Origin of the sequence: Alteribacillus sp. YIM 98480, assembly GCF_009765375.1 — a bacterium.
In the GTDB taxonomy this organism is placed as follows: Bacteria; Bacillota; Bacilli; order Bacillales; family Marinococcaceae; genus Alteribacillus.
On the sequence record NZ_VTOK01000003.1, the window covers coordinates 77,647 to 94,603 of the forward strand.

Annotated in this window: 15 protein-coding genes and 1 pseudogene; 2 read left to right on the forward strand and 14 right to left on the reverse strand. The window is 40.2% G+C overall.

Annotated features, from left to right (window positions below; all coding sequences use genetic code 11):
• Nucleotides 1-16: 16 nt before the first annotated feature.
• From FZF09_RS05130 to typA, 13 genes and pseudogenes are all read right to left on the reverse strand, one after another.
• Complete coding sequence (locus FZF09_RS05130) at nt 17-793, reverse strand: enoyl-CoA hydratase/isomerase family protein (RefSeq protein WP_158735511.1); 777 nt, start codon at nt 791-793, stop codon at nt 17-19.
• Between the two features lie 15 nt (nt 794-808).
• Nucleotides 809-2,506, reverse strand: a complete 1,698-nt coding sequence (locus FZF09_RS05135) for an acyl-CoA dehydrogenase family protein (protein WP_158735688.1) — start codon at nt 2,504-2,506, stop codon at nt 809-811.
• A gap of 37 nt (nt 2,507-2,543) precedes the next feature.
• Nucleotides 2,544-3,284 carry a 2-phosphosulfolactate phosphatase gene (locus FZF09_RS05140; RefSeq protein WP_158735512.1) on the reverse strand — a complete coding sequence of 247 codons (741 nt, stop codon included), beginning with the start codon at nt 3,282-3,284 and terminating at the stop codon, nt 2,544-2,546.
• Between the two features lie 469 nt (nt 3,285-3,753).
• The gene (locus tag FZF09_RS05145) at nt 3,754-4,173 is read right to left on the reverse strand and encodes an acyl-CoA thioesterase (protein WP_158735513.1); all 420 of its coding nucleotides are present in this window, start codon (nt 4,171-4,173) and stop codon (nt 3,754-3,756) included.
• 96 nt (nt 4,174-4,269) lie between these two features.
• Nucleotides 4,270-5,049, reverse strand: a complete 780-nt coding sequence (locus FZF09_RS05150; RefSeq protein WP_199256751.1) for an enoyl-CoA hydratase/isomerase family protein — start codon at nt 5,047-5,049, stop codon at nt 4,270-4,272.
• Entirely contained in the window at nt 5,049-5,933 is an 885-nt protein-coding gene (locus tag FZF09_RS05155; protein ID WP_158735514.1) for a 3-hydroxyacyl-CoA dehydrogenase family protein, read from the reverse strand. The genes FZF09_RS05150 and FZF09_RS05155 overlap by 1 nt, the downstream gene beginning before the upstream one ends.
• A 52-nt stretch (nt 5,934-5,985) precedes the next feature.
• Nucleotides 5,986-6,564: a TetR/AcrR family transcriptional regulator gene (locus tag FZF09_RS05160; RefSeq protein ID WP_158735515.1), complete on the reverse strand. Its 579-nt coding sequence runs from the start codon at nt 6,562-6,564 to the stop codon at nt 5,986-5,988.
• An 86-nt stretch (nt 6,565-6,650) separates the two neighbouring features.
• Nucleotides 6,651-8,261, reverse strand: a complete 1,611-nt coding sequence (locus tag FZF09_RS05165) for a long-chain-fatty-acid--CoA ligase (protein WP_158735516.1) — start codon at nt 8,259-8,261, stop codon at nt 6,651-6,653.
• Nucleotides 8,262-8,347: 86 nt separating this feature from the next.
• Nucleotides 8,348-8,928 (reverse strand): annotated as a pseudogene (locus FZF09_RS23305) (SDR family NAD(P)-dependent oxidoreductase).
• A gap of 76 nt (nt 8,929-9,004) precedes the next feature.
• Nucleotides 9,005-9,781 carry an SDR family oxidoreductase gene (locus FZF09_RS05180; protein WP_233269403.1) on the reverse strand — a complete coding sequence of 259 codons (777 nt, stop codon included), beginning with the start codon at nt 9,779-9,781 and terminating at the stop codon, nt 9,005-9,007.
• Nucleotides 9,782-9,813: 32 nt separating this feature from the next.
• Nucleotides 9,814-11,052, reverse strand: a complete 1,239-nt coding sequence (locus tag FZF09_RS05185; RefSeq protein ID WP_158735518.1) for an acyl-CoA dehydrogenase — start codon at nt 11,050-11,052, stop codon at nt 9,814-9,816.
• Nucleotides 11,053-11,326: 274 nt separating this feature from the next.
• Nucleotides 11,327-11,683: a YlaH-like family protein gene (locus FZF09_RS05190; protein ID WP_158735519.1), complete on the reverse strand. Its 357-nt coding sequence runs from the start codon at nt 11,681-11,683 to the stop codon at nt 11,327-11,329.
• A 55-nt stretch (nt 11,684-11,738) separates the two neighbouring features.
• Nucleotides 11,739-13,577, reverse strand: a complete 1,839-nt coding sequence (gene typA / locus FZF09_RS05195) for a translational GTPase TypA (RefSeq protein WP_370514424.1) — start codon at nt 13,575-13,577, stop codon at nt 11,739-11,741.
• Nucleotides 13,578-13,734: 157 nt separating this feature from the next.
• On the opposite strand from typA, the gene FZF09_RS05200 reads away from it, so the two are divergent.
• Complete coding sequence (locus FZF09_RS05200; RefSeq protein ID WP_158735520.1) at nt 13,735-13,911, forward strand: DUF5325 family protein; 177 nt, start codon at nt 13,735-13,737, stop codon at nt 13,909-13,911.
• Nucleotides 13,912-13,988: 77 nt separating this feature from the next.
• On the opposite strand, the gene FZF09_RS05205 is transcribed toward FZF09_RS05200, so the two are convergent.
• Nucleotides 13,989-14,798 (reverse strand): inositol monophosphatase family protein, encoded by an 810-nt coding sequence (locus tag FZF09_RS05205; protein WP_158735521.1) that lies wholly within the window; start codon nt 14,796-14,798, stop codon nt 13,989-13,991.
• Nucleotides 14,799-15,863: 1,065 nt separating this feature from the next.
• Here FZF09_RS05205 and FZF09_RS05210 point away from each other — a divergent pair.
• The gene (locus FZF09_RS05210) at nt 15,864-16,901 is read left to right on the forward strand and encodes a DUF3231 family protein (protein WP_158735522.1); all 1,038 of its coding nucleotides are present in this window, start codon (nt 15,864-15,866) and stop codon (nt 16,899-16,901) included.
• The last annotated feature ends 56 nt before the right edge of the window (nt 16,902-16,957 follow it).

Genomic DNA, 16,957 nt, shown 5'->3' on the forward strand with positions numbered 1-16,957 from the left:
ACTATCAACCCTTCACTTATAAGCCTGAAAAAACCGGCTTTCTCTTTTCTTTAAAGGCATTGACCCCTTCTTGATGATCTTCACTTGATGCAAGCAATGTTTGGGAAATTCTTTCTTCTTCTAAAATTTCATCAAGACTAGCGTTTAATGAGTGGTCCATTGCTTTTTTCATCATGCCAAATGCGCGCACAGGGCCGGTCGCTGTTTTTAGAGCATACGTCTTCACTGAAGCTTCCATCTCTGTTTCATCAAATAACTGATTCACGATTCCCCATTCTTTTGCCGTTTCAGCCTTAATAGGCTCTCCATTGAACATGCATTCTTTTGCGCGATGAATGCCGATCAATTTAGGAAGAAAGTAAGACCCGCCCCCATCAGACATTAACCCAACCTGGGTAAAACTTAATGCAAATTTGCTGGATGCTGCAGCTAAAACGATGTCACATGCCATAGCAAGATTGAAAGCAGCCCCGGCAGCAAATCCATGGACCGCAGCAATAACTGGTTTTTCTAATGATTTAATACATCGAATGACATCGTTTAAACGTCCGATATGATCATATATTTGCTGGGGCGTTGTGTTCCCCATTGTCTTCACGTCACCGCCAGCGCTGAATGAGCGTCCTGCGCCGCTTAACACGACCACTTTTACATCATTGTTTTCCTTTGCCTTTATCAATTCCTCTTCTAATTCGCTCATCATTTCTGGACTAAATGCATTTAAACGATCAGGACGATTCAGTGTCAAATAAAGCACTCCGTTTTCTTTATTAGTAAGTAAATGATCGTTCATTCATTTTTACCTCCTCTAAAAAGTATAAGATCCTTTTTCATATAACCTTTCAGCGATGGTTCGATTTCTTTCCACCGACGGAGAAAAGTGTTTCTTCCATAATACATCGAGGAGAAGCCGGGCTAATTCCCGATCAGCGTGAAGCAATGCCCCTTCAAGTTTTCTAAGGAGAATGAGAGTTTGATCAAGTGTCTCCTCAAGCATTGTTTCCATTAAGAGATGCGAAAGAGAATCCGATGCGGCTTCTTTTTTATGCGTACGCAGGACAGCGGATTCAGCAGCATACAAATGTATAGCAAAATCTGATAAAGTCATGAGGATTTCTTGTTCGGTCTGCAATCCTTTACCAAATTGTTGATTCGCTTTATCTGTCAGCACTAAATAGATAGAACGGAGATCTTGAACAAAATCGAGAGGTTTTTCTTGAGATTGCCCATTATTTTTTAAACGGCTATACGCTTCACGGACTCCTTCTTCAAATGGCAGTTCCCCTTTTAATGATTTTTTCAAAAATTGTCCTGTTAACAATAAACGATTAATTTCATTTGTACCTTCAAAAATTCGATTAATTCTTGAGTCCCTATACATCTGCTCAATTCGATATTCTTGTATAAAACCTGTACCACCGTGCAGCTGAACTCCCTCATCTACCGCATAGTCCAAAGTTTCAGAACCATAGACTTTACAAACCGCACACTCTAATGCAAATTCAGACATAGCACTACTTACTAAATCCATGTCATTTTCCTTATCGATTCCATGTAAAGACGTTTCTAGCATGTAAGAAGTCCGGTATTGAAGGGATTCAGCCGCGTAGATGCGCGCTGCTATTTTAGCTATTTTTTCTTTCGTGGCCCCAAAGTCTGCCAGTTTCGTACGAAATTGTTTTCTTTCCTGAACATGGTCTAGTGTTAATTTTAACGCTTGCTTGGCTGCACCCGTACACGCTCCCCCTAAATTAAAGCGGCCAAGGTTTAATACGGTAAATGCAATCACATGGCCTTTTCCGATTTCTCCTAGTAAGTTGTCAGCAGGTACCTCGCAATCTTCTAGTATTACCGATCTTGTAGACGAACCTTTAATACCCATTTTCTTTTCTTCGGGTCCTAAAGATAGTCCTGGGAAATCTTTCTCTACTATAAAGGCACTGAAATGTTTACCGTCCACTTTTGCGTAAACAATGAAAGTATCAGAAAACGATGCATTCGTAATATAAATTTTAGTCCCGTTTAGGTGATAATGAGTTTTTTCCTCATTTAATACTGCATTCGTTTTGCTGGACATGGCATCTGACCCTGCTTCTGGTTCTGTTAAACAATAAGCTCCGATATATTCTCCACTAGCAAGCTTTGGCAAGTATTTTTCCTTTTGCTGTTTTGTTCCGTAATACGTTATGGGAAGCGTTGCAATACAGGTATGGTTAGAATGAGCCACACCATAGCTTCCCGTACCGCCTAGCTGTTCACCAACTATTCCTTTGCTGATTTTATCAAGTCCAAGGCCGCCATAAGTTTCAGGAATACTGTGTGCTAAAAGCCCAAGATCTCCTGCTTTTTTCATTAAACGAACAACCGTCTCAAAATTTTGGGATTCTATTTCGTCTAAAACCACTTCTACTTCCTGAATAGCAAATTGTCTTGCCGTCTTTTGAATCATGCTATGCTCTTCGGTTATATCTTCTGGAAAAAATGCTTCCTGTTCACTGGTTTGCATAACCAAATAAGATCCTCCGCGCGGATTTGCGGTTGTCTTACCCACTTAATACGCCTCCCTTATTTGTCATCCACCCGTTTGGCTGCATCATTGGCAATACAGGATAGATATCTTGATTTGCCGCATAAATAATATCTTTTTCGTATCCAAATCGTTTCAGCATTTTGCCAACTGCTGTATCTTGTAATATACTAACTGCATCTTGGTTTCCTTCATATAATTTCCAAGCACCAATTGCTGCATCGCTTAATTCTAGGGATTTATCTAAGCGAGTTAAATGACTAATTAAATGACCTGCGCCATAATAATCCTCAAGACAGAATTGACCATCAGATCCTGCACAAATAATTATTATATCTTGGTTTTGTTTTTTCAAAAGCTCTTTGGCTGCAGAAAAATTGTTTAGTAGTGATGAAGCATACGTCCTATCTGCGGCTTCAGCTTTTCTTAAAGCTACGGTTCCATTCGTGGTGGATAAAATTATATGCTTATTTGCTGCTTCCTTTTTCAATACCGATGGACTAGGAGGCTGAAATCCTTCCAATGGCAAGCCTTTCTTCTCTCCAACAAGCAGGGGGCGTTTCGGTTTTTCTTTTTCATTTACAGTTAATCCTTCTTTAGCATCAAGAACGGGATAAAGTGCTGCCGCTCCTCCTGCAAAAAAAGAAGTAATCACTGTCGTAGCAAGAAGTACATCGAATACTACCGCTTGTTTTCCTTTTAAACGATCCGCAATAATATCTTCCTTTTTCATAATCACATGTAATTTTTTACTCATAGGCTTCCCTCAATATCCATATTTGGCAACATGTTTGGCGTGTTTCATTAAAGCGGAGACTCTATTATCAAACTGGGCAAATCTCGCATCATCGATAATAGATTGCTGAACAATAACTGCTGCTTTAAAGTAAGCAAAGGCCTGATGAAATGATATTCCGTAAATTCCTGTCTACTGTAATATCCATCTTTCACCGTGCTCGGCGGTTTGCCTAACCCTTGGTTTTAAAGGTCAGGGTCTTCTTTTTATATCCAATAAGAAAGTGCTGTTCCAAGATCGGACAGAAGATCCCTGTAGTCATTTCCCAATCAAATAATCCTCTCATTTCTTGCAGATTTTCCGGATTTAACATTACATTGTTGCACTTGTAACCATAATAGATGACAGTTAACGCAAATCGTTTTTAATCGCCTGAAATTAATCTATTCCCCTTTCTGGACAGGAATAGTGTCCTAATATTAATTGGCACTCACACGTTTCTCTCCTTGATCACCTCGCTTGACTCAAAAGCGGACAGCTTTTGTCGAATCTCAGGAGGAATCGATTCGCTTTTTTGTGTTTCAAAGTTAAAATGTACAACAGCCGCTTTTCCTCTCGCTATAACTCCACGGCTGCTTGAAATTTCATGATCTATTTCAAAACTTTTGTTCCCTATACGGGAAACTGTTGTAGAAATGGTAAGACGTTCATCAAAGTAAGCTTGCTGAACAAAATCACAACTTGTCGACGCCAATATAAATGGCCATTTATCCATTTCCATCATCGTGTCAAGCTCACGAAATAATTCTATCCTTGCTTCTTCTAAATAAATAAAATAACTTATGTTGCTGACATGACCGAGACCGTCTGTTTCACATGCTCTTACCTTTACCTTCCATTCGTGTGCCACCTGTTACATGCACCGCCTTTCTGATTCGCAGTAAATAATCCATTCGTCAAGCTGTTCCTAGCATGACGCGCTCTCTTTACTAACAGAAGATAACGCTTATCGGTGCTTAAAATTGGGTTTTCTTTTTTCGATAAATGCATTTACTCCTTCTTTGACATCTTCGGTTTGAAAAATGTCCACAAACAGATCTGCTTCTTTTTCCAATCCATCAGGCAGGTTCATTTCTATTCCTTCGTTTACAGCTTTTTTGATCCGGGAAAGAGCTTGCAACGACTGATCTGCCAAATGGGACGCTGCTTGTCTTGCCATTTCCATTCCTTTTCCGCTTGGTACCACTTTATTGACGAGACCGATTTTTTCCGCTTCCTCTGCGTTAATAGGTTCACCGCTAAACATTAACTCTTTTGCTTTTGCAGTTCCTACCAATCTTGGTAAACGCTGGGTGCCTCCCCCGCCGGGAAACAATCCGAGTTTTACTTCAGGAAGACCTAATTGTGCATGGCCCTCTGCAATTCTCATATCACACGTTAAAGCTAACTCACATCCACCACCGAAAGTCATACCGTTTAATAGAGCTATGGTTGGTTTAGGTAGATCTTCTAATTCTTGCAGCATGTGATGAGAATTCATAACATAGTTTTTCATATCGGGATTTCCCATCAGCTCTGGAAATTCTTTTATATCTGCGCCAGCCATAAATGCTTTATCACCAGCTCCAGTTAAAATGACGCAGACAATCTCGTCGTCTTGACGAATGTTCTCAGTGATTTCTTTTAAATCAGATGTCACTTGTTTACTCAACACGTTTAAAGGCGGATTATCTATTGTAACAACTGCAATACCGTCTTCTTTCTGTAGTTTTACTAATTCAGCCATTATACTTTCGCTCCTTTTTCGTCATAGTTATACCAGCCTTTTCCGGTTTTCCTTCCTAATTCGCCAGCTTTTACTTTTTTTTCTACGGATTTAGCAGGTTTATCGGCAGGATTTCCTGTTTCCTTATATAGCTGCATATTGGCGTAATAGCCTACATCGATTCCAGAAAGATCCATTAAACCAAATGGCCCCAAAGGGTGATTTAAGGCTTTTTCACAAATCACATCAATATCTTCAAAGTCAGCATATCCTTCTTCATACAAGGAAAGAGCTTCTTTTGTAAGCGCAAACAAAATTCGATTTGCGATAAAACCATATATCTCTTTTTGTAATAGTACACCTGTTCTTCCAATGCGTTCGCAAACGTCCATTGCCGTTTGAGCTGTTTTTTCAGAAGTAGCTTCACTTTTTACCACTTCTACGCAGTCCATTACAAGCGGTGGAAAGAAAAAGTGCATGTTGCACACTTTATCCGGACGGCTTGTAACGTCTGCAATTTTAGAGTTAACAATAGTAGAGCTGTTGGTTGCTAAAATGGCATGGGAAGGTGCGAATTGATCAAGTTTTTCAAATACTTCTCTTTTCACTTCAAGTTTTTCTACGACAGCTTCAATGACAAAGTCCGTTTCAGCTGCCGCTTCTTCTAAACTAGTTGTCATATAGAGTCTGGAAAAAGCTTCTTCTTTCTTTTCTTCAGATATTTTTTCCTTTTTTACCCACCTGCTCATATGTCCTTCAAGCTGTTCTCTTGCTTTTTGTAAAGCATCTTCATTAATATCTTGCAAATAAGTAGAAAACCCGCCGAGCGCACATAGCATCGCAATTTGATGGCCCATCGATCCAGCGCCAAGCACTGTTACTTTATTCACGTTTTCTGCTTTCATATATATCCTCCTTTATGCTAACTAGTCAGTACGTTACTTTCACAAACAGTTTTTAATTTTTGTTTTGTTCTGTGCTGATTCCGTTAAGAATCATATCAACATATATAGATGCTACTTCTTTGTCAGATGTTTTTCCTTCAGGATTGAACCACTGGTACGTCCAATTACAAGCTCCTAGAATTCCTAGAGTTATAATATCGGGTTTTAAGTTTTGTCGAAATACACCAGCTTGCATTCCATCAATGATCACTTTTTCAATCGCGTTTCGAATTTCATCCCGCTTTGGCCTTACTTCATTTAAATGGGATTCGCTTAAATGACGGAATTCGCGGAAGAATACTCTAGCACTTTGGCCTCTAGGAGAAATGTTAGTGATAAGCATATCAATAAGCTGGTGCAGCTTTTCTACGTGGCGAAGGTGTTTATTTTTTAAAATTGTCTTCTGCTGCTCTAGCACGTTATCAATATATAAACTGTGTATTGTCATCAAAACCTGTTCTTTACTGTTAAAATAGTAATAAAAAGTCCCTTTCGTCACACCGAGTGTCTGGACGATATCTTGGATTGACGTTTCACTGAACCCTTGTTGTTCAAATAATTGAATACTTGTCTTAATAATGTCTTCTTTCATCGTAATAGCCCCCTTGCTGCTAAACCTACAGTTGCATAGTATATCACAGCGGCCGTCTTCTTGGGGGCGGTCCTATGCTGTGGGTTTTATGCTCTTTTAGCAGACTCCTCCCTAATAGCTCGTCTTAAAATTTTACCTACATTGGTTTTCGGCAGTTCTTTGCGAAATTCAACTTCACTTGGAACTTTATAAGAAGCCATATATTTTCTGCAATAAGCAATGATGTCTTCTTCTGTCGTATGCTGCCCTTCTTTACACACGACCACAGCTTTGACAGTTTCTCCTCGGTATGCATCAGGCACACCGATGACAACTGCTTCTCGAACAGCTTGATGCTGATAGATGACTTCCTCAACATCACGTGGATAAATATTAAATCCGCTCGCGATGATCATATCTTTTTTCCTGTCGATAATATAGAGATAGCCGTCTTCATCCATTTTTCCAATATCGCCAGTGTACAGCCAGCCATCTCTCAACGTAGAAGCGGTTTCTTCCGGCATATTCCAATACCCTTTCATGACTTGCGGTCCTTTAATAACTACTTCACCGCTTTCTCCAGGCGGCATTTCTTTTGATCCTGTCGCTGTATCGACAATTTTGTAATCTGTTGATGGCACACCGATGCCAACACTGCCCACTTTTCTATCAGCAAACGCAGGGTTGCAATGAGTGGTAGGAGATGTTTCTGACAGGCCGTAACCTTCTAATATTCGAGCTCCCGTTCTGCTTTCAAAACTGCGCATCAATTCACCAGGCATAGGCGCGCTTCCGCTATTGCAAACACGAATAGAGTCCAGACCGTATCTATCTGCATCCGGATGGTTTGTCAATGCAACGTACATCGTAGGAACTCCCGGAAACACAGTTGGCTGAAGTTCTTTGATCGTCTCTAATACTTCATCTAATTCAAAACGGGGCAGCAAAATGTTCATCGAGCCCGTATAGACACACATGTTCATACAAGAAGTCATACCGAATACATGAAATAGGGGAATAACGGTTAAATATCGTTCCGCACCCTTTTTCATTTCATCTTTAAAGTATTCATCAATTTGAACAATATTGGCTATCATATTACGATGTGTAAGCATGGCACCTTTAGAACGACCTGTTGTCCCACCGGTATATTGCAAAACAGCAATATCTTCCTGCGGATTTATCGAGACAGGGGCTGGCGGTTTTTCTGCGTGTTTTAAAAACGCCGAGAATTCTATTTCACCATATTTCGATGCGTATTCTCCGTTGAAATCAACAGCTATTACTTGTTTAATAGAAGTGTTTTGTTTAATATTCTCTAAAACAGGCACTAGAGGAGCGTAAATCACAATTGTTTGTGCCCCGGAGTCAGTCAGTATGTGTTTGAGCTCTCTTTCTACGAGCATCGGATTCACTTGCGTGACGATAGCACCAGCTTGTAATGTTCCATAATAGCTTATGGCGTATGGAGGACAGTTTGGCAGCATGATGGCAACCCGGTCGCCTTTTTTTATTCCGTTTGCTTGAAGAGAAGCTGCAAAAGCTTCTGTTTGCATCCCTAATTCTTTATAGCTGATGGTTTTTCCGTAAAAATATAAGGCAGAGTTATTTGGATAGCTTTCAATTGTTTGCTCAAGCATCTCCGATAATGTCATTTCCGGAACCGTAATTTCTGATTGGATATGGTCTGGATAATGCTTTTTCCATATATTTTTCATTTCTGCCGCTCCTTTCGAAATCCTAGTAGAAAGTTAATCCTCCGCCATCGACTATTAACGTTTCACAAGTAATAAAGGATGCTTCTTCACAAGCTAAAAATAAGACAGCTTCTGCCACCTCCTCCTCTAGCTCCCCAATTCTTCCAGTCGCATTCGCAGATGAAATAATCTTTTTTCTCATCTTTTCTCCAAGCATCGACAATTGGCGTATCCATGACCCCAGGGGCGTTGGCATTCACTCGGATGCCGTAACGGCCATATTCTAATGCTGCATTTTTGGTAAGAGTGACAAGCCCTCCTTTAGCTGCGTTATATGGGCCCGTTCGTTTTTTCCCTTTAAACCTAGCCCGCTTGACGTGTTTATCATCGTTTCTTTCCCCTGGTCCAGCATGAAAGGAATCACATATTTTATTAATAACCTGGTCCCATTCTTCGGCTGACATTTGGTGGAGCTTTCTTGTCCACTGACACCTGCATTATTAAACAAAAAATCGATAGCTCCCCATTGTTTCAAAACATATTGCAAACACTTATGCACATTGTCTTCATCCGTTTTCCTTGAAAAGAGCAGTTTCCCCGTCTGCTTGAATACGTTCAAGAGCCCCTCGCCTTTCGTTACATTTTTATCACATAAAAGGACAGAAAATCCTTCTTCTGCTATTCTAATGGCAGTGCTTTATCAATACCGCTTGCTGTGCCCCGGTGACTACCGCGGTTTTTCCTTGCAGCCGCCCCCTTTCTTATTACACAGCATTCATGCCGCCGTCCACCGCAAGAATTTCCCCGGTCACGTAGTCAGATGCTTTAGAAGCAAGGAATAAAGCAGCCCCCATTAAATCTTCATCGCCCCCTAATCGCTGTAGAGGAGTTCGTTCTAAGACTCTATCCCCTCCCATTTCTAAGACACCTTTTGACATTTTCGTAGGGAAAAATCCCGGAGCAATCGCATTTACGTTCACATTGAAAGCTCCCCATTTCGCAGCCAAGTCTTTTGTAAATGTTACTATTGCACCTTTGCTTGCATTGTAGCCGATCGCGTCCATAATCTTGGGATCTACTCCATTTAAACCCGCTACAGAAGCAATATTTATTATTTTTCCTGACTTTTGATCTACCATATGTTTTCCAGCAGCTTTTGTCATTAAAAACGTACCGGTTACATTAACATTCATTACTTTGTGCCAAGCGTCTATTGGCATCTCCAATGTCGGAGCCCCCCAAGAAGCACCACTGTTATTTACCAAAATATCCACCGCACCAAATTCATCTATCGTTTCTTTCACTGTGCGGTCCACTTGTTCTTGGTCGGTTACGTCGCAAGGTAAGGCTAGTGCTTTAGCTCCTTTTTTTGTTATTTCTGCAGCAGCTTCTTCGCATGCTTGAACCTTTCTAGAACATATAACTACATTTGCACCTGCATCTGCGTATGCCAAAGCCATCTGACGGCCAAGTCCACGCCCGCCCCCCGTAACAATAGCGGTTTTGTTTTCTAAGTTAAATAACTGTTGAATGATACTCAAAGTTATACCTCCCTTTTTGTTACCGCTTTCAATCAATTGTATAAGTAACTGTTTTCTCTAATTGCCGCTTGTTCTCTTAATTCTAATTTAGCCACAGCTTGACGATGTACTTCATCTGGTCCATCCGCAAGCCGCAATGTTCTAATATTCGCATATTGATTAGCCACAGGGAAATCTTCACTCACACCTGCTGCTCCTAAGGACTGAATTGCTCGGTCAATGACTTTTAAAGCCATGTTCGGAGCTACAACTTTTATCATAGCAATTTCTTTTCGTGCTTCCTTGTTTCCTACTTTGTCCATCATATCAGCAGCTTTTAAAACGAGCAGCCGAGCCTGTTCTATCTCCATCCGTGAGTTTGCAATCCATTCACGAATCACACCTTGTTCAGAAAGCTGTTTGCCAAATGTTTTTCGTTCCTCCACTCTTTTGCATAAAACCTCAAGCGCTCTTTCTGCGGCTCCAATGATTCTCATACAATGGTGGATACGCCCTGGGCCAAGCCGCCCTTGCGCAATCGCAAAGCCTTCTCCTTCTCCAACTAGTATATTTTTTGCGGGCACCCGGACATTATCAAAGGTAATCTCGGCGTGCCCGTGCGGTGCATCATCATATCCAAACACCGGCAGCATCCGCTCTACTTGTACTCCTGGTGTGTTTAACGGAACTAATATCATGGATTGCTGTCTATGTCTTTGTGCATTTATATCGGTTTTCCCCATGAATATTAATATCTCACATCTTGGATCTCCCGCTCCGGAGGACCACCATTTTCGACCGTTTATTACATATTGATCTCCATCTTTTTTTATATCAGCTTCGATATTAGTGGCATCAGAAGAAGCTACTTGCGGTTCGGTCATACAAAAAGTTGAACGAATTTTTCCTTCTAGCAAAGGCTTCAGCCACTTGTCCTGCTGTTCTTTTGTGCCATAGCGCACTAAAACTTCCATATTACCCGTATCTGGAGCTGCACAGTTGAATACTTCCGGCGCAATCGGTGAGCGGCCCATTATTTCACAAAGCGGTGCATATTCCAAGTTAGTTAAACCGCTTCCGTATTCACTATCTGGCAAAAACAAATTCCAAAGTCCTGCTTTTTTAGCTTTTTCTTTCATTTCTTCCATAATGGGAGGAACGTCTGCAAATCGATCTGGCTGCGCATCAAGCTGTTCTTTAAATACCTTTTCATTTGAATAGACTACCTCTTCCATAAATTGAATCAGTTTTTCACGCCAAGCCTCTACTTTTTCAGAATAAGTAAAATTCATTTTGCTTCCTCCATTCTCAAAATACTAACCGGTCAGTATGTTATGAAACAAAACAAGCTGCTGTGCTTATTTTGTTTGTACAGCAGCTGCTACTAACTAATATAACTTACTTTTTCAGAAAATTCAACATACTTTAGAAAAACTACCGGCTGCACTTAGTAAAATGAAAGACATAAAAAACCACCCTTCTGCTAATAGAAGGATGGTTTTCTCTATTGAGGCTGGGACAAAGGTTTTTAAATGAAAGATACATGAATGAATTTCATAATTGGGATTACGTTACGCTTCCTTGACTTTCCTGTTCTTGTTTATGTCTCTTTAAGCGGATTTTGTAAATACCGAGAACAATTGCTGCAGCGATGAGAGATTCTACGACCGCCATACCGATTGCAAAAATAGTCAGCGGCAATGCTCCGATAAATAACGCTGCATATACAATTATATTTTTTAATAGGGGGAGTTTTCTGGCAAACCCTAAATTAAAAACGACAATACACATGAGAACGACAGCAGCATACAGCAGCCAGAACCCCACTACTGGATGCTCGTGTACATTCAACAATCCTGCCGTCCAGCTTAATTGATCTTTTGTTACATTGACTTCATTCACATTCGCAGCTGCTGTAATCATCAATTTCTTTCACCTCTATGCTGCTCTGCTGCCATTTAGACGCAGAGAGATCTGCTTATTGCTTTGCTGCTAATTTTTTACGCTTTTCTTCTCGTTCTCTTGTACTCTTATCGAGAATTTTTTTGCGTAAGCGAATTGATTCCGGTGTTACTTCACAATACTCATCATCGTTTAAAAACTCTAGCGCTTCTTCTAAAGTCAAGATACGCGGGCGTTTCATCGTTACAGTAGTCTCTTTTGTCGCTGAACGAACATTGGTTTGCTGTTTAGCTTTTGTAATATTAACCGTTAAGTCATTGTCTCGTGTATGCTCTCCTACAATCATCCCTGCATATATTTCTGTACCGGGTTCAACAAATAATGTACCGCGGTCTTCTACTTGCATCATACCATATGGTGTCGTTTTTCCATTTTCCATAGAAACAAGTACACCTTGACGGCGTCCGCCGACTTGCCCAGTATGCACGGGCTGGTATCCATCAAATGAATGGTTTAAAATCCCATACCCTTTTGTTTGTGCCATAAATTCAGTAGTATATCCTATCAGGCCGCGCGAAGGAACGAGAAAATCCATTCGAACCTGGCCATCTCCTTTATTGACCATATCAAGCATTTCGCCTTTACGTTCTCCAAGCGATTCCATAATGTTTCCTGTATATTCTTCTGGCACGTCTACTTGAGCCCGTTCAACTGGTTCAGACATTACTCCGTCTACTTCTTTTACGATAACTTCTGGTTTGGACACTTGAAGCTCATAGCCTTCACGGCGCATGTTTTCAATTAGGATGGACAAGTGCAGCTCTCCACGTCCGGAGACTGTCCAAACGTCAGGAGAGTCTGTATGCTCCACGCGCAAACTTACATCTGTTTCTAATTGAGTCATTAAACGTTCTTCAAGTTTTCTGCTTGTTACATAATCGCCTTCGCGTCCGGCAAATGGGCTGTTGTTAACGAGAAATGTCATTTGCAGAGTCGGTTCATCAATTCGCAGTGCCGGCAGCGGTTCTTGATGTTCAGCCGGGCAAATCGTTTCCCCCACGTTAATATCTTCTACACCCGCAATCGCAATTAAGTCACCAGCCTGAGCGCTGTCAATTTCCATGCGTTTTAAACCCATAAATCCAAACAGTTTCGTCACACGGAAATTTTTCTTCGACCCATCACGTTTAATAAGAGTAGCCTGGTCACCAGTACTGATGGTACCGCGGAAAACTCGCCCTACACCAATTCTTCCGAGGTAATCATTATAATCAAGCATCGTGACCTGAAATTGAAACGGTTCGTCCCTGTTGTCGATTGGGGCTGGCACGTTGTTTATAATCATTTCAAACAGAACTTCCATATTGTCATCTTGTTTTGCAGGATCTTCACTTGCTGTTCCATTGATAGCTGAAGCGTACGCTACCGGAAAATCAAGCTGATCTTCATCAGCTCCTAACTCGATAAATAAATCGAGCACTTCATCGACTACTTCTTCGGGCCGCGCCATGTCACGGTCAATTTTGTTTAAAACAACTAAAGGGGTTAATTTTTGTTCAAGAGCCTTTTTTAAAACAAATCTCGTTTGCGGCATACAGCCTTCGTATGCGTCCACTACAAGCAGTACACCATCGACCATTTTCAGTATGCGTTCAACTTCACCGCCAAAATCAGCGTGGCCTGGTGTATCCATAATATTAATACGGGTGTCACCGTAGCGTACAGCCGTATTTTTCGCTAAAATTGTAATGCCTCGTTCTCTTTCAATATCGTTATTATCCATTGCACGTTCGTCTACTTGTTCATTTTCGCGAAATGTCCCGGACTGTTTTAACAATTCATCCACCAAAGTCGTTTTTCCGTGGTCCACGTGGGCTATTATCGCGATATTTCTTAAGTCTTTGCGTATATTCATTATTTTTATATCGCTCCTATCCTGTTCGTTACACTTCTTCAACTTATCTATTGTATCATACATTTCCTTATTATACATTAAAGATAAGCCGCATCTTTTCATTTATATACATTCATTGTACACTGAAATAGTGGACAAGATGATGGAAGGTGAAACAATGAACTGGGAAAAAGTTTGTTTTTTATTTTTAGCGGTTTTCGCAACGTTATGTATTGCATCACTCGGTGTTGCTGTGGCAGAAAGGTCTTTGCTCATTGCTGCTTTCTGTTTAATGGGATTGTATTCTACCTTTTTACTATCACGAAAGCTTCGTGCGAGGGCAGAAACAAATTAAAAAATGGAGCGTCCCAAATAAATACGTTGGGACTGCTCCATTTTTTATGTCACTGTAACGGTAAATCAGCTTTTTTCTCAATAATCAAAGCCTTCATGATTGTGTACATAGTGAAGAAGTTGATCATGCAGTCCTGGCCGAGCTGCTAAAATTTTGCTTTTTTCTAAAAAGGACGGTTTTCGTTTTTGAAAATCTGTTGTAATGATCCCTACTTCATCCAACATAACCAGTCCAGCTGCATAATCCCAAGGAGACAAACGAAAACTGATGTAACTATCTAGACGACCGCAAGCAACATAAGCCAATTCAATCGCAGCCGATCCATACGAGCGCACACTTCGAGATTTTCTTACCATAGTATGCAAGGATTGTTCTCCACTTCTCTTCTCACGTGCGAGCCATCTCCCATTCAATCCAATAACTGCTTCAGGAAGATCTGTCTCAGTCACGCTGGCCAGTTTTTGTCCATTTAAATACGCTCCTTCACCCGCTATCGCCGTAAACCATTCATCTTGCATGACATTAAAGATGATTCCAATTTGTCCGATACCGTCTTTTACGACAGCAACGGAAATCGCAAAGTTAAATTTTTGGTGAACAAAATTTGTCGTTCCATCAATCGGATCAATAATCCAAAGAACTCCATCCGTTGATTGAATATCAGCTCCTGCCTCTTCTTCTCCTAACACTTTGTGATCTGGAAAAGTATGTAGTATCCGATCAGTTAAATATCTTTCGATTTTGTAATCCATTTCTGTGACAAGGTCATTCGGATTTGATTTTGTATTCACTGATAAAGAATCATGCAAGGAATCTTTCAGCATCTCACCTGCTTCTTCGATCCATTTTAAAGCTGTATTCTTTACTTCCACCCAATTTTCATTCATCCAACCACTCCTGTAACGATCTATTATCCCATTATCACACATGCAAAGTAAAATTAATACTCCTACCTAAAATGAGCTGCAGTGGTGCAAAAAAATTGGAATGCTGCTCACCTCACACAGGAAAGACATCATACCGATGATGAATTGCGGCCGTGTGCCGCAATATATGGAGGGCCAGACCGGAACAGGAAATGCACTGAAGTCTAAGAATGCGCAAAAACAGCAGAAAGTGCACGTGAACTGAAGAAAGTGGTTCAAAAAGCCCGGAAAGGTGCTCAAACCAGGCATAATTGAACCTGCACTTCAAAGAGTGGGGGTACGGCCCAAAAGTGAGAAAGACGCTGAATTAGAGTGGTGTATAAAGTGTTGAAAGAGATGCATAAGACTAGGAAATCTTTTATAAAAGATAGAAAGTGATTCGTGATAGTAAAAATTGGAACATACCCTGCGAGAATTCAATCGTTACAAAAAGGATGCATAACTTAGGAGACTCCGACGCAAAACTACAACCTCGAATCAAATATAGACAACTCTTTCACCAACTACTTACTTCTAAACACCTTCTTTTGGACGCAATAAACTGCCAACCCTGCGTATTCACTGTAAATCAACCCAAAACGTGTTCATAAACCAATAAACTTATTCCAAAATTATGAGGAGCCTAGCCCACAAAAAATACCAGCCCCTGCGCAATATATGCAGAACTATTATAATTAATCTTGAGGCTTCTCTCGGCTGCATTGCATCGCCGGCAAAATTCGACGTCGGTGCTGTTTATTTTCCTCACTCCGCGTAATCCCTTCACTTGATTCGTTTTTCATCGGTTTTGTACATATGTTTACGAATTTTATTTTGACGATATGTAGCCGTATTTTTCCAATGAACAATCCTGGATTTTAAAAAATAGTTGTTTCTTTTTTTATTTTTTTCATCATTACGAATAAGATTTGTGTGATAAAAAAGTTGTTTATATACTCCACAATCGCGCCCGAAGAACCCTTAAGCAATAATCCTGTGTTTATAATAAATAATATTCTGGAGACCCTTTAATTTAGAGGTGATTTTTTGGACAAACAGGATTTAAAACTTACATCTGCGGAAATTGGGACATTGTGGTCACAATATGTAAATGGAACGGCAACTGATATCGTTAATAAGTATATGGTATCGATTATTGAGGATGAAAAAATAAGAGCTCTTTTTGAGGATGCTTTACAGATATTTGAAAAACAAAAGAATCAGACAGCTACATTTATTGAGCACGAGGGATTCCCAGTTCCCAACGGGTTTACGGAACAAGACCTTAATAAAGGAACAAAAAGACTGTTTTCGGACATATTCTGTTTACACTATTTACATGTCATAACGTTACACGGTTTATTAGGTCATACAACATCACTGAGTTCTTCCGTTAGAAAAGATTTACGAGATTTTTATGACTCCTGTGATAATGACGCGAAATGGATGTACCATCAAACCATTGAATTATTACTAGAGAAAGGGCACTTTCAAAGAGACCCCTATTTTTATCCTGAAGCAACTCCTGAATTTGTTTCAGGTCAACAATTTTTAGATGGTTTTTTTGGTGACCAACGCCCCTTAGCAGCAACAGAAATAGTCGCTCTTTCGTTTAACATCAAGAAAAAAATATTGGAAAAAACACTCTCCATTGCATTTAGTCAAGTAACACAGTCAAAAGAGGTAAGAAAATTTTTAAAAACATCCCAAAAGACCTCAGATGAGCAAATTCAAACATTGAGTAAAATATTACATCAAGACAATTTACCTGTGCCCACGTCCTGGGAATCAGAAGTTACAACTTCTCAAGACGCTCCCTTTTCAGACAAATTAATGCTATATCATATTGGTTTTTTATTACAAACTTCACAAGGATATCACGGAACAGGACTTGCGGTCGCGATGAGAACAGACCTCGTCATGCATTATGAAAAAATCATTTTAAAAAACTTAATGGTTACAAAAGATTGGTTCGATTTAATGACAAAATTTAAGTGGTTAGAGCAGCCGCCACTTGCTCCTAACCGAAAAAAGATTGCAAAAAAGACAAATAAGGACTCTCTCCCTTCAATCAACGAAGGGTAAAATACATTATTCAAGAGCCTAGCCGTTTTCTTAAACAACTGAAGTACAGGAGCTAT